We start from the raw sequence: 21,129 nt of genomic DNA, 5'->3' as shown, positions 1-21,129 counted from the left end.
GGGCGACAGCCCCGTCCCCTCGAACCGGTGTCGGCTGCTGTCCCGGGCGTCACCACGGCCGGGTGCCCGGCCCGGGGCCGGAGCCGCCGTGGTGGTACTCGCACACGGCCGCCAGAAGCGCGGCCCGCGCCCGGTGCAGCCGCCCGTCGAGTTCCCGGCCGACGTCGGCCGCCCCGGACGGCAGCTCGGGCCGCTCCGGCTCGGCGGCGACCAGGAGCTCGCCGAGCTCGGCGAGCTCCGCCTCCCACAGGGCGAGCTCGGCGAGCGCGGCGCGCACCGCCCGGTCGACCGCGGCCGTCGGGGCCTCGCCCATCGCGCGGGCGAACTGGGCGAGCTCGCGCAGCTCGTCCGCGTCGAGGTCGAGCACGGCCTCCTCGCGGGCGTCGGCGCACTCGACGGCCTGACCGCGGCGGGTGCTGCTGCCGGGGGTGACGACGCTGGCCCGGCTTGTGGCGTCGGTGCGGGAGGCGGCGAACCAGCGGCTGTGGGACACCCTGCACGGGATGCTGACGCCGGGCCAGCGGGCGGTGCTGGACGACCTGCTGACGGTGCCGGCCGGGCAGCGGGTCTCGGAGCTGGACCGGCTGCGGCGTGGTCCGGTGCGGGTGTCGGGGCCGCAGATGAAGGCCGCGCTGGAGCGCGCCGAGGAGATCGCCGCGCTGGGCCTGGGCGAGGTGGACGTGGCTGGGGTGCCGCCGCGCCGGCTGGCGGAGCTGTCCCGGTACGGCGTGGACGGCAAGGCGTCGTTGCTGCGGCGCCACGGCGATTCCCGGCGCCTCGCCACGCTGCTGGCCACCGCGGTGTACCTGACCACGCGGGCGGTGGACGACGCGCTGGACCTGCTGGAGGTGCTGGTCGCCACCAGGCTGCTGGCGCGGGCGGAGCGGGACACGGCGAAGGAGAAGCTGCGGACCCTGCCGAAGGTCGAGCGGGCCGGCGCGAAGCTCGCCGTGGCCTTGCAGGTCGTGTTCGACACCACGGCCGAGCAGGTCGACACCGACACCGGGGAGGTCACCGAGCCGAAGGTGGCCACCCTGGCGGCGATGTGGGAGGAGATCGAGGCGGTGGTGACCCGCGACGAGCTGGCGGCGGCGATCGCCGCGATGTTCGAGCTGACGCCGCCGCTGGACTCGGACGCCGACGAGGCGTGGCGGCGGGTGCTGGTCACCCGGTTCGCCACGGTGCGGCCGTTCTTGAAGCTGCTGGTGAAGGTGGTCGACTTCGGAGCCACCCCGGAGGGCCTGCCGGTGGTGAAGGCGCTCAAATCGCTGCCGGAGCTGATGGGCCGCAAGAAGGTGGGCCAGGCCGAGATCGACACCGAGCTGCTGTCCGGCTCGTGGAAGCGGTTGGTGCTGGCGGCGCCGCACTTGGAGCCGGGCGAGGTGGACTGGAAGGCGTACACGTTCTGCGTGCTGGAGCAGGCCCACCGGCTGCTGCGGCGCAAGGAGGTGTTCGCCAAGAACTCCTCGAAGTGGGGCGACCCGCGGGCCAAGCTGCTGGCCGGCGAGGCGTGGGAGGCGGCGAAGCCGACCGTGTTGGCCTCCCTGGGCCTGCCCGAGGACGCGGGCGAGCACCTGGCGGCGCGGGCCGCGCTGCTGGACGGCACCTACCGGGAGGTGGCCTCCCGGGTGCCGGCGAACGCGCAGATCGTCTTCGACGACGACGGCCGGCTGCACTTCGCGGCGCTGGAGCCCGAGCCGGAGCCCGCCTCGCTGCTGGAGCTGCGGGCGCAGGTGAACTCGATGCTGCCCCGGGTGGATCTGCCGGAGGTGTTCTCCTGGACCGGCGCGGACCAGGCGTTCACCTCGGTGACCGGCGGCGAGGCCCGCCTCAAGGACCTGCACGTGACGATCGCGGCGCTGCTGGTCGCGCACGGCTGCAACGTCGGCTACACCCCGGTGATCGGCGGGCCGGACGCGCTCAAGTACGGCCGGCTGTCCCACGTGGACCAGACGTACCTGCGGCTGGAGACCTACCGGGCCGCGAACGCCTCCCTCATCGGAGCCCAGGCGTCGATCCCGCTTGCGCAGGCGTGGGGCGGCGGCCTGGTCGCCTCGGTCGACGGCATGCGGTTCGTCGTGCCGGTGCCCTCGGTGTACGCCAGGCCGAACCCGAAGTACTTCGGCGCCTCCACCGGCGGAGGCGGGCGCCGGGCCGGGGCGACCTGGCTCAACCTGATCAACGACCAGGCCGCCGGGCTCGGCGGGAAGGTGGTGGCCGGCACCCCGCGCGACTCCCTCTACGTGCTGGACGTCCTCTACGACCGCGACGGCGGCCAGCGCCCGGAGGTGATCGTCACCGACACCGCCTCCTACAGCGACATCGTGTTCGGCCTGCTCACCCTGGCCGGCTTCACCTACGCCCCGCAGCTGGCCGACCTGCCCGACCAGAAGATGTGGCGGATCGACCGCACCGCCGACTACGGCCCCTTCCAGGACGCGGCTCGCGGCCGGGTCGACTTGGACCGGATCGAGAAGCACTGGGAGGACGTGCTGCGGATCATCGGCTCGATCCACACCGGCGCGGTGCGGGCCTACGACGTGATCCGGATGCTCTCGCGCGACGGCCGGCCCACCCAGCTCGGCGACGCGATCGCCCACTACGGCCGGATCGCCAAGACCCTGCACATCCTGCGGCTCGCGGACGAGCCCTCCTACCGGCGCCAGATCAAGACCCAGGCCAACTTGCAGGAGGGCCGCCACGCGCTCGCCCGCAAGATCTTCCACGGCCGCGCCGGCCAGCTCTACCAGAACTACCAGGAGGGCATGGAAGACCAGATCGGCGCGCTCGGCTTGGTCCTCAACGCCCTGGTGCTCTTCAACACCCGCTACATGGATGCCGCCCTGGCCCGCCTGCGCGTCGGCGGCTTCGACGTCCAGGACGAGGACGTCGCCCGGCTCTCGCCGTTCGTGCGCCACCATGTCAACATGCTCGGTCGGTACTCCTTCCAGCTGCCGGAGCTGCCCGGTGGCCTGCGGCCCCTGCGCGACCCGAACGCCGCCGGCGAGTGGTGAGCGCCTTCCCCGCCGCCGTGGTCTCCCCGGTAGCGTCCGCGCTGGTCAGCGGGCCGCAGAGGGGTACGGGAGCCGTCACGCCCGGCGGGGTAGTGACGGCTTCGCGGACCCGCTGGCGCGCCCGGTAGGCGGCCTGCCTGCACCGCGGGCTGCAGTAGACGGAGTCCCGGCGGTGCAGGTGGCCGAGGACGAAGCGGTGGCGGCACGACGGGCAGCGCACCACCCGCTCGTCGTCCTCCCCGGTGACCAGGGCCAGGCCGATGCGGACGGCCTCCGCGATGTGGCGCCACTGTCGGCGACCGGCGGCCTTGCAGGCGCGGCCACAGAACCGGGCATCGCTGCGGGCGGTCGCCCGCAGCGGCTTGAAGCAGTGCGCGCACCGGCGCCGCCCGGCCATGCCTCCACCGTACGTCCGGCCCGCCGAGTGGACCGGCACCCCGGGCACCGCCGGGGCGCTACTCGGCGTCGAAGGAGTGGATCCCGGTGGCGACCCACTCCAGCATCCGCCCCTGCTCGACGTACTGGCGCCCGGCGGCCACCTCCTCGCGGCCGAACTCATCGTCGGGGCCGATGTCCGCGGCGGCGAAGTAGGAGTCGAGCCGGGAGGGGTCGCCGGTCAGCACGAAGTGCCGGCAGGCGAGAGCGTGCCGGATGCGGGCCGGCCCGTTCTCACGCAGGTGGGCGATCAGGGAGAGGGCGGCATCCTGCTCGCCCAGGTGCTCCGGGGCGAGGTCCAGGAAGAGGAGGCCGAGGCTGTGCTCGTACGGGCGGGTGCTCACATCGGGGAAACGACCGGGGAGCCGATCCGTGGCGTCCGGCGGCAGGCGTGGTCAGCAGCCTTCGGGCAGAGCGAGAACGATCACGGTGGCGTCGTCCCGCTCGCCCTTCTGGTGGGGGTAGACGGCGCGGGCCAGGGCGCTCTGGAGCAGGACGTCCACGAGTCGCTGCGGGCCATGAAGGGGGGCGACCGAGCGAATCAGATCGGCGAAGCCGTCGCCGAGCGGCTTGTGGACGCCGTCGCTGGCCAGCAGCACCAGCCGGGCGGTGGTCTCCGTCTCCCGCACAGTGGCGATGGACGACCGGGCGAGGCTGACCCGCACCCAGTCGTCATGGTGGTCGGCGCGGGCTGGCGGGCCGCCCGGGTGCACCTGGCGGAGGAATTCGCCCATGGTGTGATCGGTGGTCAGCCGCACCACCTTCTCGGTGTCCGGGTCGTAGCTCCAGGCCGCGCAGTCGCCGGTCCAGGCGATCGAGACTTCCCCGCGGTCGGGGTGCGCCACGGCGACAACCGCCACCGCATCCTCCTCCGGGCAGTCCTCCGGACCGGGGTCGGAGATCATCTCCGCAGCGGTGAGGAGTCCGTGGAGCGGGCCCCGAGTCGCCCCGATTCGGGCGCCGACCTCCGCCAGAAATGCGGCCCGCGCGGTGATCCGGGGCGAATGCCCGATGCCGTCCACCAGGCAGGCAGCCACGGTGCCGTCCGCGAGGGTGTGCACGTAGGCGGCGTCGCCGGTGACGCCTGTCGCGCCGGCGGCGGTGGCTACGGCGGTGAGGACGCCAGTGGTCTGAGTAACCGTCATGCGACCCAGCGTAGAGGTGACGTCAGCGGGCCGATTCACGTTCGGTTAACGCCTCAGTCCAGCCTTTTCGGTTGAAAAGGTTGACGTGTTCAGCGGCGGGCGTCGCCAGGTGCGAGCAGGCTGGTCACCTTGGCGATGGCCTCGGCGGACGGCTTGAAGTAGCGGCGGACGTTCTCCGCCTTCTTGTGCCGGGACTTGGCCATCAGCATCAGCTCGCTGGCCCCGGCTTCGCCGAGGTGGGTGAGGGAGGAGTGGCGGTACTCGTGCAGGTCCCAGCCGGTGCCGGGCCCGGCCAGCGCGGTGTGCTGGTCGAGCAGCGCGCGGGCCTGGCCGTAGGAGAGGCGGGCCAGGTCGGTGTCCGGGCAGACGTCGCGGGCGGAGAGCACCTTGCCGGGGCCGGGGCGGCGGTGGGTGACGAACACCGGCCCGCGGGTGCGGCCCTTGAGCAGGCGGGGCAGCAGCCGGGCGGTGCCGGCGTCCCAGAACACCGTCTCCAGCACGTAGTCGGCGCGGGCGGCGCCGCGGCGGCGGACCTTGGGCTGGGCGCCCTTGGACTTCACCGGGCAGCGGCGTCCGGCCAGGTCCAGCTCCTCGATGTTGACGTCCAGGATCTCCTCGGAGCGGGCGCACGTCTCGTAGAGCATCCGCCACAGGGTCTTCTCCCGCAGGTGGACGTCGCGGCGGGCGATCAGCCGGTCGATCGCCATCTTCGAGCGCACCGGGGTGTCGGAGTCGGGCGGCGGCATCCGCTTGGCCCAGGCCGGGACCGCTGGGCCGTCGTAGCCGCGCTCGGCGCACCAGCTCGTCCACGAGAGCACCGCGCCGCGGCGGGCGTTCCAGGTGTTCACCGCCGAGCTGCCCCACAGCAGCTCCAGCGCCTCGCCGATCTCGTCGTCCGCGACGGCGGCGAGCGGGCGGCCCTCGCCGATCCGCTCGGCGGTCTTCCCGACGGCGATGCCGTAGTTCCGGGCGGTGTTCGGGTTGCCGAGCGAGTCGAGGAAGGCGTCGGCCGCCGTCCGGACGGTCAGCGCCTTCCCGGTCGGCAGCAGCAGGACCGCGGGCACCGTCTCTCCCTTGCCACAGATAACAGGGTCGCTTCACGCAGCGTGCGGAAGACGTCCCCGCAGGTCGCGCTCAGTGATACCGCAGATAATAGGGCGTTATCTGTGGAACGACTTCACGACCACCCGGCACCGACGGCCCGTCAGCCGCTCACCTGGACCGATCCGGGCTTAGCGCCGGTTTCCGTTCCGATGTTCCTCGACCCCCGGCCTGGTGTCGACCGTCCTGCAGAGCGGCCGGCCCGGGGGCGGGTGTCGTTCGGGGCGGCGGTTCGTTGAGCCGGGCGTGGCTGGCGATCAGGCGGGACTGTGCGAGGTGTTCGCGTACCCCACGCCCGACGACTTCGGGCGCTCGGAGACGTTCGAGCTGGACGATGCGGGCGGCCATCCGCTCGGCGTGGCGGTGGCGAGGCTTGAGCACCCGGAGGTCCCGCTGACCGCTGCCCAGCGCGACGCGGTGCTGGCCGGCCTTGGCTGCATCCGGCGGCGGAGGTGGACGGAGAACGTCCTGGGCAGCCACACCAAGGTGCGGCGGGTGGACTGGGACCGGGAGCGGTGGGCGCTCTACACGGCGTACGCCGAGCTGGTCAGGGCGGCCGAGGCCGCGACCGACGACGCCGAGGTGCTCACCGTCGAGGGGCTCCCGGGAGGCGGCCGCATCTACCACCGGGTGGTGTGGGTGTACCACCCGGCCGACCGGCGGCTCCTGGAGGCGGGTATGGACCTGGTGGGCACTTCCGTGTGGGAGCGGCGCGGGATCACGTACTCGATCAAGGCGGCGCCGGGCCGGCCGGTCCTGTACCTGCCTCACCTGGTGCGCTACCTGCGCCCCGGCGAAGCCCTCCTGTAGTCGCCACGGTGGCCACGGCCTACCGGTGGTCGGGGACGTGGCGGCCGTTGCCGGTGCGCTCCGCCCGACGGGGCCGGCCCCATCCCACCGCCCGGTCTAGCGCGGCCAGTAGCACGGGCTCCCACCCCGCGGCCGCCAGGTCGGCGGTTTCGCGCAGTCCGGCGTCGCCGAGCACGCCCAGGAGCACGTGGTGCTCGATGCCCTCGGCCCAGGCGTCGCGCACGGCCTGGCGGGCGGCGACGCGCGCTCGCAGCTCCGCTGTGGAGCCCTCACCGCCGTCGGCCCGGGCGGCCGCCAGGGCCACGGCGGTTGCGGTGACCGCCGCCAGCAGGTCGACCGCCTTCTCGGCGTCGACCTCGCGGGGGGCCTCGGTGGCGGTCGGGCGCACGCCGCGCCGCAGCTGTTCCATGCGGGTGGGCAGCGGTGCCCACGACGGTTCCCCGGCCATCTGGTCGTTGGTCTCGGCGACCGCCCGCGTCCACGCCCGGGACAGGCCGCGCGGCATCAGCGGCGTGCCGGGCGGGACGGCCTGGCCGTCGTGGTGGTTGGCGTGCAGGCTCACCCACAGCGCGGTCGCGGTGCCGCCGACGCGCGCCATCAGGGCCTGCCGCTCCGTCAGCCAGCGCCGCAGCGCGGCCCGGGCCAGCCCGGACAGGGCGGCGAGCTCCCGGTAGGCCTGGTCCTCCGCCCGGCCCTGCGGCCGGCGCAGCAGCCGCACCTCCTCCAGGGTGGGCGCCAGGTCCTCCAGGGTGACCGCGCACAGCTCCCCGGAGCGGGCGGCCGTGTCCGACACGACCGCGCCGATCGCCAGCATCCTCACCTGCCCGGGCAGGGCGTCGGCACGGTCGGCGAGTTCGTGCAGGGAGTCCCGCAGCAGCGCCCGAGGCCGGGGCGCCACCGGCGCCTTGCTCGGCGGGTCCGGCTGCGGGGGCAGTTCGGCCAGGGCCTCGCAGGCGGTGGCCAGCAGACCGAGCACCTCGACGCGCGTCTGCTCACTGTGGGGGGAGGGCTTCTTCGGGTCGCGGGCCGCGCGCACCCGCAGCTCGCCCCTGCGGGCCAGCACCAGGTAGGCGTCCACCGGCACCCGGCGGAACAGTTCGCCCCGGGTGGCGCCGTCGCCGAGTGGGTGGTCGGCGTGCTCCAGGGCGCGCCCGTACTCGCCGGCCACCCACCGGACCTGGCGGGCGCGGGAGTCGGAGACGGCGGGCCAGGACGCCACCTCGGCGGCGGCCGCCGCCAGCAGCGCCCGGCCGGTCAGCGCGGTGTCGACGGTCACGAGCCGGTCCCCTCGCCGCGGCGGGGCGCCTGCCGCACGCCACGCCCGGTCGGCGCGTCCATCAGCGCGGCGAACCGCTGATGGGCGGTCTGCCGGCTGACCCGGGCGGCATCGCCGACGTCCTGCCAGCTCGCTCGCCCGGCCCGGGCCGCCTTGACCGCGTCGAACATCACCGTCCGGCCCATCCGCTCGACCTGGTCGGCGGCCCGGACGCCAGCGAGGGGGCGCTCGACGGTCAGCTCCTGCAGGCGCCGCCGCAACTGCGCGATCAGCTGCAGGACGTCCTCGGGGACCTGGTCGCCGGCGACGTGGGCGAGGTGCTGTTCCCACGCCGTGTACCACTCCGACCCGACCCCGTCCGTCACGGCCCGGTCGGCGAAGTCGAGCGCGACCATCTCCCCGCGCCAGCCGCACGAGCAGGTCGCCCGCCCGGCCACGGCTCGGGCCCGGCCGTTCTGGCCGTCGTGCCGGTGCCATGGGCTGTCCAGCTCGGCCCCGCTGCCCGCCAGCGCCAGCAGCTCACCGACGTGCTCCTCCTCCGGCACGTCCACTGCCATGTCCGGCTCCATGTCAATACCTCCTGACAGACGCCCCATGGCGTCAAGCTCTCCTAACGCTACTCGGAGACGTCAACGATCCTGACGCGAGTCGGTGACGTCAGGAACTCCTGACAAAAGGTCGGCGTGTCAGGAATCCCTGACACGAGGGTCCGCGGCGTCCCCGTCCCGCGGCCAGCCAACCACCGGGGCCTGACGTCGGGCCTGATCGACCGCCAGGAGGAAGCCCCAGAGGCCCCCTGACGCCCTCTCGCGCCACATCCACCCCCTGCGATGCGCAAACCCGAGATCGGCCCGCAGGCGGCCGCACAGCGGTTTTCGACCGGACCCCCGCCGTAGTCAGCCCGGGCGGAGCCCGGTCGCCTGGTCCTGACCAGAGCCACCGGCGGGCCGCGCCCGGCACCGGTCGGGCGGCCGGCCACGGCCGCACGGGCGGGGACGGAGCACGCGCGGCCCGTCAGGCGGTCACCACCGGCACTCCGGGCCACCGCGCACCCTCCCCGGTCTTCCGCTTCTCCACCACGGCCACTGTCCGTACGGAGGCCAGCCACGACGCGCGGGGCCGCGTCATGACCCCGGCCACGGGCAAACCCGCAGGTCACCGCCCACGTTCACCCGATCGGGTGACGCGGCCCCGCGCCCTCCAAAGGACCCCTAACAGGCCCTCGCGCCCTTGAGCGGCGCCGCGTGCCGTCCTCCCGTCGTACTCGGGTGCGGGTCGGCGGTGGTTGCGGTTTCTGACCTGGTCTTTCCGGGCGGGGGGTCGCCTCGGCAACGGTGGGTTCGGTGGGTATGGCGGGGACCACCGCGGGTGGTCCCCGCCGAGACAGCCGGACGCGCCAGGGCCTGTTAGGGGAGGACGGTGGGCGGATCGGTTCCGGCGCTCGCGCCGGCGGCCGCGGCGGAGCCGCCATCGAGCGCTCGCGCGCCACTACCTGTAGATGGCCTACGGCGTTCACCGGCGCTACGCGCCGAAGGCGCAACCCGTCTTTGGTCTAGGTCAACTTGGTCTAGTTGACCTTGGTGTAGTTCTGGCGCGGCGTGTTTGCCACCTCGCACGGCTGCGAAAACGCCACCACGCGAGGTGGCATTTTCACTACTGCCGGACGTGGCAAAAACACCACCTCCGGTGTGACCTGCGGTTTTGCGCGAAAACGGCCCGAAAACCGCGATGGATGCGCCGCGAAACCGGGCCGGTTTCGCGGCCGGTTGGTCACCCCGAACCGCTCCGGGCGGCAGGCGATTTCGCCGGCGCCCGGCGGATCTCGTACCAGCGCCAGCGGTGGCGGGCCGCGTCGGCGCTGATGCCGAACGCCTCCCCGATCCGCGCCCAGGAGGCGCCGGCGCTCCGCTCGGCCAGTACGGCAACCACCACCAGGTCCCGCACGTGCTGCTCGACGTCGGCGGCCGCCGAGGCCAGCAGGCCGGGCGCCCTGCCCTCCGCGAGGACGGTCTGCAGCAGCACCTCCCGCATCGCTTCGACGCGCAGCTGCAGCTCGTGGCCGAACTGGGCGAGCGCCGCCTGCGGCTCGGTGGCCCGGGCGGCCCGCCGACGGGCGGCATAGGCGGACTGGCGGCAGGTGCGCGGCCGCGGGCAGTACCGCTGACCCGGGCCACCGGTCAGCGGTGCCCGGCACCACTGGCATCGCCGGCTGTCACCCACAATCGGACCGTACGACCGTTGTGCCGTGACGGCCAACGGGCCGTTGTCCCATACGACCGGCAGCCCGGGGCAGGCGGCCGTTGGTTCCGCACGGCGTCCGCGTTGGACCTGTCGGAGCTAACGAGCCTGTGGTGGTTGACCTGCGGGCACGCCGAATCCCGGCCCGGCCAAGGCGGCCGGACCGGGTCGGAGCGGTGCTGAGTCAGCAGACAGTGGCGAAGTCCTCGGCCTTGGCGCGCTGCGCGCCCTGGCAGGGCCCGCACAGGCCGTCTTCGGCATCGGTGCTGCGGTGGCACGGCGAACCGTCCCGCTTGACCCCCCGGCACGGCTCAGGCTCCCGGTCCGACCGCAGGTCGAGAGCAGGTGTCGGGATAGGCACGCGGTCCTGCGGCGCGGAACCCGACGCCACCCGGGCCTGGTTGGCGTCGCGGGCAGCACCCTCCGCCGCGATCCGGGCCGCCAGGAGCTGGGCGAGGTCGTTCGCGCCGTCTGCGCAGGCCTGCTCGCGGGCTTGCTCGGCGAGCGACAGGACCAGCGCGCGCGCCCCGGCGACCTGCTCCGGCGTCAGGCCCGGCGTCGCGGCGACGTCGGCGGCCGTCCGATCGGCCGCCTCGGCGATCTCCCGCTCGAAGGCCTGCGTGCAGCCCGGGCAGAGCGCACCGTCAGTGCCCCGGTCGCGCTCGCAGGCCGGGCACATCACCCGGCGCCTGGCGGACGCCGCCGCCTCCTTCTGCGCCTTGCGGGTGGCGGCCCGCTCGACCCGGTAGTCCTTGCCGCGCTCGATGCACTGCCGGCACGGCTCGCCGGTGGCCAGCACCTCGCCGTCCTCGCAGCCCGCGTCGGGGCACTCGCCGTGCCGCAGCATGGCCACCGCCACGCCGACCGGCCGGTTCAGCTCGCCGGCCCCGAACTTCGTCTCGTACCCGTGCAGCCACCACCGCCGCGACACCCGGTCGACCAGCTGCTCGGCGGTACGGCCCTGCAGGGCCTTGGTCACCGCAGTCACCAGCGTCTTCGGCGAGTCGGTGTGCGCCGTCTCCTTCATCGCGTTCCGCAGCGGCTGAGGGAAGGCACCGAGGACCTGCAGCACCTCCGGCGGCAGCGCGACGTTGCCGCGCTTGCCGGTCTTCGGCTTGGTCGGCTTCGCCGCGCCGGGCGCGGCTGCGCCGTCCGCCGGAGCCGCGCTCTTACCTGTCTGCGGCCCGGCCTGCGCCGGGATCTCCAGCGTCTTTGCGGTCTTGGTCCGGCCCTCGGACTTCGCCGAGCGTACGTCCGGGTTCGCCTCGTAGAACGCCTGCAGCGAGCGCAGCCCCTCGAAGCCGGCGGGCGGGTTGAACCGCACGACGTACCGGTACCCGCGGCGCATCCCGCCGTTGTACCGGTACTCCTCCACCCGGAGCGCGCCCAGCCCCGCCAGCTCCTGCCGGTACCGGGCGACCTGCCGGTCGTCCTTGAGTCCGAGCACCCGCGCCACCGCCACCTGCTTCGGGCAGGCGATCCGCTTGCCGGGCTCGCGCTGGTTGATGTGCTCCGCCAGGAACGCGTACATCCGGTACGCCTGCGCGCTGCACCCACACAGCAGCAGCCAAACCGGAACCATCGTGAAGAAGGTTGGCCAGTCCTCATCCGGGACCAGCTCTTCGCCCTGGTCGTCGTCGTACTCGAACCCGCTCACCGTGCACTTCCGTCCCGGGAAGCGTGGAACTCCTGGACCGAGAGGCCCAGGCTCTGCAGCTGCTTCCAGACAATTTGAGGCGTGATTTCCTCAGCACGGGCGGTGGCGAACAGGAGATGCGTCAGGCCCAGGTGGTCGAGGGCATGCACTAGGATGCCGCCGGAGGCCATCTCATGGAGGATCGTGACGGCCTTTGCGGGGGCACCCCGGAGAACGGCGTCGGCCTCTTCGATCCCGAACGCAGCCCCGGTCATCGCGTCACCACCGCCGAGGCCTGGCCGGCCGCCGACGGTTCGGGGGCGCGACACGCCAACCGAACGACTGATCACAGTCCTGCTGCATCCGGTGGCCCCGGCGCCAGTGCTGGCCGGGGTCGGGCAGGTGAACACACGCATACGCCAGTGCCTCCGATGTCGCAAAACTGGCGTGCCTATTTCGGGTGCGGTTTTCCCAGGGCCGTGCTGCCGGTAGCATGTAGGCAGCGCTGGGAAGCGGGTGAGGTGTCCCCAAAGGGGCCGCACACCGCAGCTCGCAGCCGAAGGTCGTCCCAGTGCGACGACTTTTGAGGGAACTCGAACCGTCCGCCAAGATCAGACGAGTTCCGGTTAGACCCCCGCAGGCAGGATGCCGCGGGGGTTTTAACTTTCCCGGCACAGGCCGGGCACAGCACGGGTGGTGGTCCACATCGGTCACGTAGGGATCACCGGGAGCCACCATACCGGGTCGCCTGGCTATTCACCGAGACGGTCGGTTTCCAGAGCATAGACCCGGCGCGTCGTCAGCAGGCCAGCGTCGGTGAGATCCTGCACCGCGTCGGTGACCATCCGTCGGCTCAGTCCCAGCTTGTCGGCCAGGTCTTTGACGAGCGGCATCAGGTCCAGGCCATCCCCCCGAGTAGCTCGCGCCGCCAGCTCGGCATACACCCGTTCGGCGTTGACAGAGCACTCTTCCAGGCGATCGGTGAGCGTCGTGACCATGGTGTCGGTCTCCTGAATCCTCGGGGGGTGGTCCGTACTCAGGATGCCGTGGACGGGGGGCTCACGGGCTCAACCGGCCATCGGGCCGACCGGTCCCGGCGAAGGTCGGAGACCACTTCCACCCGATCCCCCGGGATGACCCGCACCGAGGCTTCAACGGCGGTCTTCGTCTTCGCGGAGACGCCCACGGTGAGCACCTGCAGGACCGGCATCACGACCGGGATCTCCAGCAATTTGGCCTCATCCTTCGACGGAAGCCGGGGCCGGGTGTACTCGGTCCACTCCAGGGGGCCGTGCCCGGCCTCTTCGATCCGGTCGAGGTACCCACCCGGACCGGTCACCGGATCCGCCGCCTGCGGGGCCTCAGCCGCCACAGCCTCGGGAATCCAGGCGTCGGCGATCTGGAAGGGGCCCTCCCCGGCCGGCGAGGTGACCCGCCGTCGGCGAGTCGCCAGTGTCCCCGGGGCCACACCGAAGTGCTCGGCCACGTCTGCGGGGAGCGGCTCGTCCGAGGCCTTCGGGCGGCCGTGGACGACCCAGGGCTCGCCCGGGCTGGAGGCGGCCGGGAAGATGTACCCCCGCTGGGGGTCACGCATGATTGCGCTGCCGCGTCGGACCCGCCGGCGCTCTCCCGGGATTCTCACCACCAGGCCGACGCGCTTCACCGGACGGACCAGGCCCTCGGCCTGCAGAATGTCGATGGCGTTGGTGATCGTGACCCGTCCGACCCCGTACTCGCTGGTCAGCCCGTCGTAGTCGGGGAGGGTGGACCCCGCGGCGAACTCTCCCCCGTTGATCCGCCTGCGCAGATCAGCGGCGATTTCCTCATAGCGGCTGGACACACCGACTCCTTTCGTCGGGCCAAGTTATACCGCAGCAGTACAGGACTGAGCTAGCCCCGACACGCGAACAGTACTGGACTGTAGTCAACGCGACACGCGAACAGTACTGGACTGTTGACATGGAATCACTGGCAGTGCCAGAGTCATCACGTCGCCAAACGACGGGATCGCACCCCGACGGAAGGCGCGGAATCCGCACTACCGCCATGCCGGAAACGGCACTGCGGGCTCCCGGGATCGCACCCCGAGGCCCGCAGCTCGGCGGATCAACCCTCAAGCGACTGAGGATGTGATCAACACCGTGCACACCATCATGCCCGGTCCCGCCCTGCGGGCCGAATCCGCCATGAACTTCTCGGCTGCCCCGGTGGCCAGCACGGACGAGCTCCAGGAGCTCGCCGTCCTGCTCGGCGTCGACCTGTTCGCCTTCGCGGACGACCTGATCGACGAGAGCGCCGGTGAGAAGGCCGCCCGCCTGGACGCCGCGCGGGACATGCTCGCCGAGGACCCCGTCGGCCTCTACCTCGGCGAGGTCGCGGTCGACGTCGAGCTCGACCGCCAGGTGATCCCGTTCCCGGCCCAGCCGACCCGCACCACCGATTCCGGGAGGGCCGCGGCGTGACCACCACCGACCTGCCCGGCCCGCGCGAGCTGTTCGTCGGCATCGCCGTCCGCCTCAAGATGATCGCCCCGGTCGTCCTGGCCCTGTGGCTGCTCGGCGTGCAGATCTCCGCCGGCGCCCGGCTGCTCCTGGTGCCGGTCGTCCTGGCCGTCCTCGCCCTGGACGTCGTCGCCCACCACGCCCCGCACGCCGAGCACCCGGCGAACTTCAAGGTCCGGCGCGCCCCCGCGGGGAGCAACTTGTGAGCACGACCACCGCGCAGCCCCGCAGCACGAAAACGGCGGAGCACGACAGCACGACGCGAGGATGGGCCCTGACCGGCCGCGACGCCAACCGGATCGACGCCGGGCGGCCGTTCGCCCGGCTGATCGCGGGTCGGCCGTGAACGCCCGGACCGCCCCGGCCGGCACCGCGCACGACGCGGAGACCGCCCGGGTGCTCGCCCTCTGGCGCCAGGTCCACCCCCGCCGAGGCCTCCCGAACCTCGACCCCGACACCCCGGCCGCCCGCGCGAGCCGTGCGGCCGTCGCCCGCCACACCGTCGCCCCGACCGACCCGAACGGGAGCACCCAGTGAAGAAGATCGCCACCGCCGCCCGCACCGCCGCGCTGACCGTCGTGGGCTCCACCAACAAGGCCCTCGTCCTGGCCGCGCTCCTCGGTGCCGGGTGGGCCGTCAACCCGCAGGCGGTCGAGCAGCACGTCACCCCGACCACGGCGACCGTCACCCTGCTGGTCTCCCTCGGCGCCGACCTCTCGGCCCGCGCCTGGTGGCGCTACGGCTACCGGCCCGAGCCGCTCACCGCGGACGAGGTCCGCCCCGACATCCGCCGCACCCTGACGGAGCTCGGCATGGACCCCGCCGAGATCGACCAGGTGCTCGTGCCCGAGCCCGAGGACGACGGCCTGGTCCACGCTGAGGACGCCGCCCACTTCGCCCACGCCCTCGGCCGCTGCGACTGCCCGGCCGGCACGCCGTCCGTCGGCTGCCCGCTCGTTGCCGAGGCCCGCGCCATCGACCCGTCCGAGGAGACCCGATGAGCAGCTCGTACCGGTCCTGGGAGGAACGGCACGCCGACGCCAAGACTCAGGAGGCCGCGGCCGAGCGGGCGTCCGCCGATGCGGTGCTGACCAAGGCGAAGGCCGAGGCGTTCGCGGCGAACAGCGCGATCAACGCGGGGCGCGCCGAGGCCGAGGCGCAGACCGCGAACCTGGCCGAGGAGATCAAGCAGACCCGGTTGCGGGCCCGGCTCGCCGAGGTCCAGCGCGAGCAGGACGACGCCGCCACGGACGCCGCCGAGCGGCGGAAGGCGAAGCGGGCCGAGGCCCGCGCCGAGGGCGGGTTCGTCTTCAAGCGGATGACCCTGGTCGCCGTGATCGTCCTGCTCGCCGTCTCGCTGCCTGCCCAGCTCTCCTACTTCCTCGGGCTGCACAAGGCCGGGCAGGAGAGCGCCGGCCCGGCCTGGCTGCTCGCCCCGGCCCCGCTCGGCCTGGAACTCCTCGCGTGGGTCGGCGTCTGCGGCACGAGCTGGGCCCGGCGCAAGGGCCTGCCCCTCGCCCCGTTCTGGGGACTGACCGCAGGCCTCGCCGGCTTCGCCGGGTGGATCAACTTCACCCACACCTCCGCGGACTTCGGCCTGGTCGCCGGCACCACCCTCGGGGCGTTCTCACTGCTGGCCCCGCTCCTGTGGGAGCTGCGCGAGTGGATGGACTCCCGGGCCGCCGTCGACTCCCGCGACCGGGCGCAGCGCGCCGCCGACAAGGCCAAGGCGAAGAAGGCCGAGGCGGAGGCCAAGCTCGACCGCGAGCACGAGGCGAAGCGCCGCACGGCGCAGCCGGCGGTGTGGGCCGAGTTCGAGCAGATCCTGACCGCCGCGCCCCGGGGCAGTGTCGGCCGCGAGGCCGCCTGGGCGGACGCCTGGTCCCGGGTCCACCGCGCCCCGCTCGGTTACACGGAGTCGACGTACCGGTCGATCGTCGACGCCGACGCCAAGCTCGCCGACGTGCTCGCCCTGGTCACCGAGCGGTCGGTGTACCGGGACCTGGACCGCGAGCTGATGGAGATCCTCGGCGGCGACGACACCGACGGCGGCACCCCCGCCGCGACCGCCCCGAGCGCTCCCTCCGGCGGCCCCTCCAATGGCGCCTCCAAGTCCCTCGGAGCCCTTGGGGGGATTGGGAAGAAGGCGACCGGACGCTCGCCCCACAAGGGGGCCGTCGAGCCCCTCGCGGAGGACGACCTGAGCAAGGCCCGCACCTTCGCCAAGGCGATCGAAGGGACCAGCGCGGAGTTCTCCACCCCCGCCGTCGCCAAGCTCCTCGGCAAGAACAAGGTCTACGCCCAGCGGGTGCGCGACGCGATCCTCGCCGAGCGCAACGACCAGTAGACGTCACGCAGCGTAGGGCGGGGCAGCGCCACCCGGCGAAGGGCTCGGGCCCACGGGAAGGCAACCCCGCCCCACCCCCCCCGACGCCGCCCGGCCGCACCGCCAGCCGGGCCCCGCGGAGAACACCAGCACGACAGCAGCCAGGCAAGAGAGCTGCACAGCACGACAGCACGACGCCCCGCCTCCCCTCCCCAGCGCTTCCGAAGGAGCCCCCCGTGTCCGAGTACACCCCGAACCCCACCCCGGGCCCCGCCGACGACCAGCCCGGCAAGATCGACATGAGCAAGCACTTCACCGTGGAGCAGCTCGCCGAGCTGGAGACCGCGATGCAGACCGAGGCCGAGCTCTCCGAGGCCGGCCGCGCCGGGGCGACGGTCGGCACGCTGGTCGAGCCGACCGCCCCCGCCCCCCACGGCTGGCTGCGCACCGCGGCCGTCCGCGCCCTGCCCGAATGGGCGCTCAACACCGAGACCCTCGCCGGGGTCCTGCGCCAGCAGCGCGACATGGCCGCCTACCGGATCATCTTCCACGGCATGCGCACCCCCGTGTACGCGGCCCGCATCGCCGTCCTCACCGGCCACGGAACCCGCGCCGCCACCCACTCCTACCTGCACCACGCCCTCGCCTGGGAGTACAACGACGCGATCCGCAGCGCGAAGAAGGCCCGCGACGGCGCCCGCGTCCTCCAACTGCGCACCGAGAAGTCCGACGTCTCCAAGGACCGCGTCACCAGCAGGCGGTTCGTCGCCGCGTCCGCCATGGCCGGCCTGGGCATCACCACCGCCGTGGTCACCGCCATGGTCGGCGCGTGGATCGTCGCCGGGCCGCTGCTGGCCACCATCGCCGCCACCCTCGCCACCCTCGGCTACCGCGACAAGACCCAGGGCTCCGCCGACGTCGCTGCCGACGTCTACCGGTTCCTGGACGCCCTGCCGGCCGACCACGGCCCCGTCACGGACGAGCGGATCGACGCCGCACTGCGCACCCACGGACTCCTCAGGCAGGACGAGCAGCTGCGCCCGTACGGGCCGGTGGACCGGGACAAGAACGGCGCGACCACCCACCGCTACACCCTGCCGTCGCGGATCATCGCCGCCGACATCATCGCCAAGCGCCAGAAGATCGCCGGATCGCTCGGCCTGTCCGCCGAGCAGATGGACATCGCCCAGGACGGCCCCGAGAACCAGGTCTCGATCTGGTGCGCGAAGAAGGTCCCGTTCTCCGACGCCGCCCGCACCTCCCCCCTGGTCGCCGCGAAGCAGTGGAGCGTGTGGGACCTCCTGCCGTTCGGCGTCAACCGGCGCGGCGCCGTCCGCTCCATCCAGCTCCTGTGGAGCTCCATGCTGTTCGGCGGGGCGCAGGGCTTCGGGAAGACCAGCGCCATGCGGGTGCCGGCCGCCGCAGTCGTCCTCGACCCGCACGCCCAGGTGCTGCTGGCCGACTTCAAGGGCGGTGCGGACTGGGAGGCCCTGGAAGAGGTCGCCACCGAGGTCATCATCGGCGCCGACCCCACCGCCGTGCACCGGTTCGTGGGCCTGGTCGACAAGCTCATCGACGAGATGGACCGCCGGTTCGGGCTGATCCGCTCCCTGCCGAAGAAGCTCCGCCCCGAGATGCGGCTGACGCCGAAGCTCGCCGCCGAGCACGGCATGCCGGTCCTGGCGCTGATCATCGACGAGATCCAGGAGGCGTTCGGCGCGCTCCTCGCGATGAGCGAGGGCAAGAAGGAATTCGACGCCCTGGTCGAGAAGCTCGCCCGGCTGATCCGCCGGGGCCGGGCCTGCGGCCTGATCGTCATCGCCGCCGCCCAGCGCCCCGACGCCAAGAGCGTGCCGACCGCGTTCCGCGATGTGATCCTCAAGCGCTACTCGGTGCACACCGTGGACGACACCAGCTCGGACATGATCCTCGGCGACGGCATGGCCAAGCGCGGCCACTCCGCAGCCGGCCTCGGCATCATCGGCGTGGGCGTCCTCGCCGAGGAGGCCGGTGCCGAGCGCGTCCAGGTCGACCGCATCACCCCCGAGCAGTTCGAGGAGATCTGCCTGCGCGGCCGGGAGCTGCGCATCCAGGCGAGCACCCTCGCCGGGTACGCCGCCCGCGGCATCGTCCAGGCGGGCAGCATCCTGCACCTTCTCCTCCAAGCTTTCGAGACCGCCGCCCAGCGGGCCGGCCGCGAGGTCGAGGAGATCGGCACCTACGAGGTGCTGGACCTCCTCGGCGAGCTGGACCCGAAGTGGGCCCGCCCGGCCGACGTCGCCGAGGCCACCCACTACGGCCGGATGAGCGCCGCCCTCGCGAAGGAGATCGCGAGCGCGCTGCGCAACACCGAGCGCGAGCTCAAGACCGGCGACGTGACCAACCTCGCGGGCAAGGCGGGCAAGGGCTACACCCTCGCCGCCCTGCGCCTCGCACTTGCGGCATAACGGGGCGAAACACCCCTCGCCCGACCCCTCGGAGGGGGTCAAACCCCCAGGTCGGCCCCCTCCGCCACCCCTGCCCCGAAGGCCCGGACCCCTCCCGGAACCGTAGGGGTCGCCGAGGGGTCGGAGCCCCCTCCGGAGGGCCTCTGACCAGGGCAAATAGGCACAAATCCACCCCCCCGGCAAGGGGTCGCTACGACCCCTCAGCGATCAAGGACGCGATCATGGACAGCACCACCCGCCGCCCCGCCGTCGAGCTCGTCCCCCCTTTCGACACCCCGCTCGACACCGCCGCGGCGAGCACCACCGCCGTCCCCGGTGTCTACGAGGTCAAGGACCCCGGTGGCGGCCTGCGCTACGTCTACGCCGACAGCGTCGAGACGGCCGTGGCCCTCGCCGCCGTCGAGCAGGCCGCCGAGCAGACCCGTGCCACCCTCGCTGCCCCGGCTGCCACCGCGTCGGCCGTCGTCGAGCGGCCCCGCCTGGTCGAGCCGTGGATGGTCAAGGGCACCGTCGGGCTCGGCCTCACCGGCGGCGCGCTCGCCCTGGCCCCACTCGCCGAGGCCGCAGTCGGCTCCCTCGCCTCCGCCCTCGGCGAGCTCCTCAAGCTCGGCCTGGAGGTCGGCGGCGCCGCCTTCGCCCTGGTCCTCCTCGCCAAGGTGCTCGGCTCCGGCACCAAGAAGTCCAGCCCCACCGTCGAGGTCGTCCAGACGATCACCCAGACCATCACCCAGACCATCCGCATCGAGAAGTAGGAGGCACCGTGTTCGGCTTCGGCAGCAGCGCCGTCCGCATCCTCGGCCCGCTCACCATCGACGGAACCCCCCTCGCCTGCCCGGCCTGCAAGGACACCGGCAAGGGCCACGGCCACACCATCACCCTCACCCCCAAGGGCGACCTCGCCACCCTCACGTGCGGCGCCGACGACGCCCACCAGTTCACCCACCCCGCCGTCACCAACAAGGCGCTCAAGGCCATGCCCGGCCGCGGCCGGTTCGAGCTCACCCTCGACGGCCCGAAGCTCGCCGGGATCGCCGCCCGGCCCCCCAAGAACCCGAAGAAGACCGTCCCCGCCAAGGGCCCGTCCGCCCTCGCCGGAGGCCCCGCACCCGCCCTCGGCACCCGCGGCGCGGCGAAGGCCGGACCCGGACTCGGCGGCGTCCTGGTCGCCGGGCTCAACACCGTCACCGCCACCGTCGGCGCGGTCGGCCAGATCGCCGGAGCCGCCGGGAACGGCGCCCGTGCCGTCGGCGACATCGCCAAGGCCGGCAGCAACGCCGTCTCCCTCGCCCGCGACGGCGTGCAGATCGCCGCCAGCAACCAGGCCGCCCACAACGCCCTGCTCGCCACCCAGCAGCAGCAGCGCGCCGAGGACGCGGCCCGCCAGCACGAGATCACCCTCACCGGCATGACCCACACCGCCCAGGCCGCCGCCGACCAGCAGCGCACCCAGCGCGTCGCCATCACCGGCAAGCACGAACCCCGCCCCCGCCCCGACCCGGCCCCCCGCGGCCGACGCCGCAAACCGAACAGCAGCCTCTGAGGCCCGGGGCGCCACCGGCGGTCCCGGCGGAACGTTCGCCACCAGGGCCGCCCACGGCGCCCCGTAGGCGGCCCATCCCATCCAGGCCCGGCGCCCGCGGGCCTGTCCCACTGAGACATAGGAGACCACCCGTGAACCCGACCCCCGCCGCACTCGCCGACATCACCCCCGGCGCCCTGGTCGTCCTCGTCGGCCCCGCCGGCTCCGGCAAGTCCACCCTCCTGCGCGCCGCCAACATCCCCGCGCACCAGATCGTCAGCCTGGACCACCTGCGCGCCGTCGTCTCCGAACCCGGCGACCAGGACGCCACTGCCGACGCCGTCCTCCTCCAGGACCAGATCCTCATCGCTCGCTTGCGCCGCGGCGTCACCACCTTCGCCGACAACACCTCGCTCGTCGCGGACCACCGGATCGCCCTGGCCAAACTCGCCGCAGACCTCGGACGCCCCTCGATCGCCGTCCTGGTCGACACCCCGCTCGACCTGTGCATCGCGCGCAACGCCCGCCGGCCCCCCTGCGCCCGGGTGCCCGAGGACGTCCTCCGCAACCAGCACGGGCAGCTCGCCGCCGCCCGCGCCGCGCTGCCCACCGAGGGCTTCACCGAGATCCGTCACCACGCCTGACCGGCCCACGCCAGCGCGCCGGCCTGCGGAGATCCTG

At 73.3% G+C, this 21,129-nt stretch carries 22 protein-coding genes and 1 pseudogene; 12 read left to right on the top strand and 11 right to left on the bottom strand.

The annotated features are described in order from the left end of the window. Nucleotides 1-49: 49 nt before the first annotated feature. On the bottom strand, nt 50-493 hold the full coding sequence (locus tag ACFXOZ_RS24410) for a hypothetical protein (RefSeq protein WP_380592628.1): 444 nt from the start codon (nt 491-493) through the stop codon (nt 50-52). Here ACFXOZ_RS24410 and ACFXOZ_RS24405 point away from each other — a divergent pair. After that, nucleotides 408-3,014, top strand: a pseudogene (locus ACFXOZ_RS24405) (Tn3 family transposase); the annotation flags it as partial. The gene ACFXOZ_RS24410 and the pseudogene ACFXOZ_RS24405 sit on opposite strands and share 86 nt — an antisense overlap. 455 nt (nt 3,015-3,469) lie before the next feature. Here ACFXOZ_RS24405 and ACFXOZ_RS24400 read toward each other — a convergent pair. The 3 genes from ACFXOZ_RS24400 to ACFXOZ_RS24390 all read right to left on the bottom strand — a co-directional run bounded on the left by ACFXOZ_RS24400 (nt 3,470) and on the right by ACFXOZ_RS24390 (nt 5,658). After that, the gene (locus tag ACFXOZ_RS24400) at nt 3,470-3,793 is read right to left on the bottom strand and encodes a hypothetical protein (protein WP_380592626.1); all 324 of its coding nucleotides are present in this window, start codon (nt 3,791-3,793) and stop codon (nt 3,470-3,472) included. Nucleotides 3,794-3,844: 51 nt separating this feature from the next. Then, nucleotides 3,845-4,594 (bottom strand): hypothetical protein, encoded by a 750-nt coding sequence (locus ACFXOZ_RS24395; RefSeq protein WP_380592624.1) that lies wholly within the window; start codon nt 4,592-4,594, stop codon nt 3,845-3,847. A gap of 89 nt (nt 4,595-4,683) precedes the next feature. After that, the gene (locus tag ACFXOZ_RS24390; protein ID WP_380592622.1) at nt 4,684-5,658 is read right to left on the bottom strand and encodes a tyrosine-type recombinase/integrase; all 975 of its coding nucleotides are present in this window, start codon (nt 5,656-5,658) and stop codon (nt 4,684-4,686) included. Nucleotides 5,659-5,941: 283 nt separating this feature from the next. Here ACFXOZ_RS24390 and ACFXOZ_RS24385 point away from each other — a divergent pair, with 283 nt between their 5' ends. Continuing rightward, nucleotides 5,942-6,505 (top strand): hypothetical protein, encoded by a 564-nt coding sequence (locus tag ACFXOZ_RS24385; protein WP_380592620.1) that lies wholly within the window; start codon nt 5,942-5,944, stop codon nt 6,503-6,505. Nucleotides 6,506-6,524: 19 nt separating this feature from the next. On the opposite strand, the gene ACFXOZ_RS24380 is transcribed toward ACFXOZ_RS24385, so the two are convergent. The 7 genes from ACFXOZ_RS24380 to ACFXOZ_RS24350 all read right to left on the bottom strand — a co-directional run bounded on the left by ACFXOZ_RS24380 (nt 6,525) and on the right by ACFXOZ_RS24350 (nt 13,495). Continuing rightward, nucleotides 6,525-7,781, bottom strand: a complete 1,257-nt coding sequence (locus ACFXOZ_RS24380) for a hypothetical protein (RefSeq protein WP_380592618.1) — start codon at nt 7,779-7,781, stop codon at nt 6,525-6,527. Continuing rightward, on the bottom strand, nt 7,778-8,338 hold the full coding sequence (locus ACFXOZ_RS24375) for a hypothetical protein (RefSeq protein ID WP_380592617.1): 561 nt from the start codon (nt 8,336-8,338) through the stop codon (nt 7,778-7,780). The genes ACFXOZ_RS24380 and ACFXOZ_RS24375 overlap by 4 nt, the downstream gene beginning before the upstream one ends. 1,213 nt (nt 8,339-9,551) lie before the next feature. Beyond that, nucleotides 9,552-10,001: a hypothetical protein gene (locus ACFXOZ_RS24370; protein ID WP_380592615.1), complete on the bottom strand. Its 450-nt coding sequence runs from the start codon at nt 9,999-10,001 to the stop codon at nt 9,552-9,554. A gap of 202 nt (nt 10,002-10,203) precedes the next feature. After that, nucleotides 10,204-11,676, bottom strand: coding sequence for a hypothetical protein (locus ACFXOZ_RS24365; protein WP_380592613.1), 1,473 nt, complete (start codon nt 11,674-11,676; stop codon nt 10,204-10,206). Then, nucleotides 11,673-11,930: a hypothetical protein gene (locus ACFXOZ_RS24360; protein ID WP_380592611.1), complete on the bottom strand. Its 258-nt coding sequence runs from the start codon at nt 11,928-11,930 to the stop codon at nt 11,673-11,675. Before ACFXOZ_RS24360 ends, ACFXOZ_RS24365 begins: the two co-directional genes overlap by 4 nt. Nucleotides 11,931-12,407: 477 nt before the next feature. Beyond that, nucleotides 12,408-12,653: a helix-turn-helix domain-containing protein gene (locus ACFXOZ_RS24355; protein ID WP_380592609.1), complete on the bottom strand. Its 246-nt coding sequence runs from the start codon at nt 12,651-12,653 to the stop codon at nt 12,408-12,410. Nucleotides 12,654-12,691: 38 nt separating this feature from the next. After that, nucleotides 12,692-13,495: a GntR family transcriptional regulator gene (locus tag ACFXOZ_RS24350; protein WP_380592607.1), complete on the bottom strand. Its 804-nt coding sequence runs from the start codon at nt 13,493-13,495 to the stop codon at nt 12,692-12,694. A gap of 301 nt (nt 13,496-13,796) precedes the next feature. Between ACFXOZ_RS24350 and ACFXOZ_RS24345 the strand changes: the two genes are divergently transcribed. The 10 genes from ACFXOZ_RS24345 to ACFXOZ_RS24300 all read left to right on the top strand — a co-directional run bounded on the left by ACFXOZ_RS24345 (nt 13,797) and on the right by ACFXOZ_RS24300 (nt 21,092). Next, complete coding sequence (locus ACFXOZ_RS24345; RefSeq protein ID WP_380592605.1) at nt 13,797-14,117, top strand: hypothetical protein; 321 nt, start codon at nt 13,797-13,799, stop codon at nt 14,115-14,117. After that, nucleotides 14,114-14,362 carry a hypothetical protein gene (locus tag ACFXOZ_RS24340; RefSeq protein ID WP_380592603.1) on the top strand — a complete coding sequence of 83 codons (249 nt, stop codon included), beginning with the start codon at nt 14,114-14,116 and terminating at the stop codon, nt 14,360-14,362. Before ACFXOZ_RS24345 ends, ACFXOZ_RS24340 begins: the two co-directional genes overlap by 4 nt. Next, a complete protein-coding gene (locus ACFXOZ_RS24335; protein WP_380592602.1) occupies nt 14,359-14,502 on the top strand; it encodes a hypothetical protein in 144 nt (47 codons plus the stop codon). Before ACFXOZ_RS24340 ends, ACFXOZ_RS24335 begins: the two co-directional genes overlap by 4 nt. Next, on the top strand, nt 14,499-14,693 hold the full coding sequence (locus ACFXOZ_RS24330) for a hypothetical protein (RefSeq protein ID WP_380592600.1): 195 nt from the start codon (nt 14,499-14,501) through the stop codon (nt 14,691-14,693). Before ACFXOZ_RS24335 ends, ACFXOZ_RS24330 begins: the two co-directional genes overlap by 4 nt. Beyond that, a complete protein-coding gene (locus tag ACFXOZ_RS24325) occupies nt 14,690-15,157 on the top strand; it encodes a hypothetical protein (protein WP_380592598.1) in 468 nt (155 codons plus the stop codon). Before ACFXOZ_RS24330 ends, ACFXOZ_RS24325 begins: the two co-directional genes overlap by 4 nt. Then, entirely contained in the window at nt 15,154-16,503 is a 1,350-nt protein-coding gene (locus ACFXOZ_RS24320; RefSeq protein WP_380592596.1) for a hypothetical protein, read from the top strand. Before ACFXOZ_RS24325 ends, ACFXOZ_RS24320 begins: the two co-directional genes overlap by 4 nt. 215 nt (nt 16,504-16,718) lie before the next feature. Further along, complete coding sequence (locus tag ACFXOZ_RS24315; RefSeq protein ID WP_380592594.1) at nt 16,719-18,929, top strand: hypothetical protein; 2,211 nt, start codon at nt 16,719-16,721, stop codon at nt 18,927-18,929. Between the two features lie 221 nt (nt 18,930-19,150). Beyond that, a complete protein-coding gene (locus ACFXOZ_RS24310; protein ID WP_380592592.1) occupies nt 19,151-19,681 on the top strand; it encodes a hypothetical protein in 531 nt (176 codons plus the stop codon). Between the two features lie 8 nt (nt 19,682-19,689). Continuing rightward, entirely contained in the window at nt 19,690-20,469 is a 780-nt protein-coding gene (locus ACFXOZ_RS24305; protein ID WP_380592590.1) for a hypothetical protein, read from the top strand. Nucleotides 20,470-20,600: 131 nt separating this feature from the next. After that, nucleotides 20,601-21,092 (top strand): AAA family ATPase, encoded by a 492-nt coding sequence (locus ACFXOZ_RS24300; RefSeq protein WP_380592588.1) that lies wholly within the window; start codon nt 20,601-20,603, stop codon nt 21,090-21,092. Nucleotides 21,093-21,129: the final 37 nt, after the last annotated feature.

It is taken from the genome of Kitasatospora sp. NPDC059160, assembly GCF_042755465.1.
Taxonomy (GTDB): domain Bacteria; phylum Actinomycetota; class Actinomycetes; order Streptomycetales; family Streptomycetaceae; genus Kitasatospora.
This window is presented reverse-complemented; position numbering and strand designations above follow the sequence as displayed.

Bases quoted from the DNA above. Each gene is read 5' to 3' on its own strand.
- ACFXOZ_RS24375 (WP_380592617.1), bottom strand. From the start codon at position 8,338: ATGGCAGTGGACGTGCCGGAGGAGGAGCACGTCGGTGAGCTGCTGGCG.
- ACFXOZ_RS24360 (WP_380592611.1), bottom strand. From the start codon at position 11,930: ATGACCGGGGCTGCGTTCGGGATCGAAGAGGCCGACGCCGTTCTCCGG.
- ACFXOZ_RS24355 (WP_380592609.1), bottom strand. From the start codon at position 12,653: ATGGTCACGACGCTCACCGATCGCCTGGAAGAGTGCTCTGTCAACGCC.
- ACFXOZ_RS24320 (WP_380592596.1), top strand. From the start codon at position 15,154: ATGAGCAGCTCGTACCGGTCCTGGGAGGAACGGCACGCCGACGCCAAG.
- ACFXOZ_RS24395 (WP_380592624.1), bottom strand. From the start codon at position 4,594: ATGACGGTTACTCAGACCACTGGCGTCCTCACCGCCGTAGCCACCGCC.
- ACFXOZ_RS24310 (WP_380592592.1), top strand. From the start codon at position 19,151: ATGGACAGCACCACCCGCCGCCCCGCCGTCGAGCTCGTCCCCCCTTTC.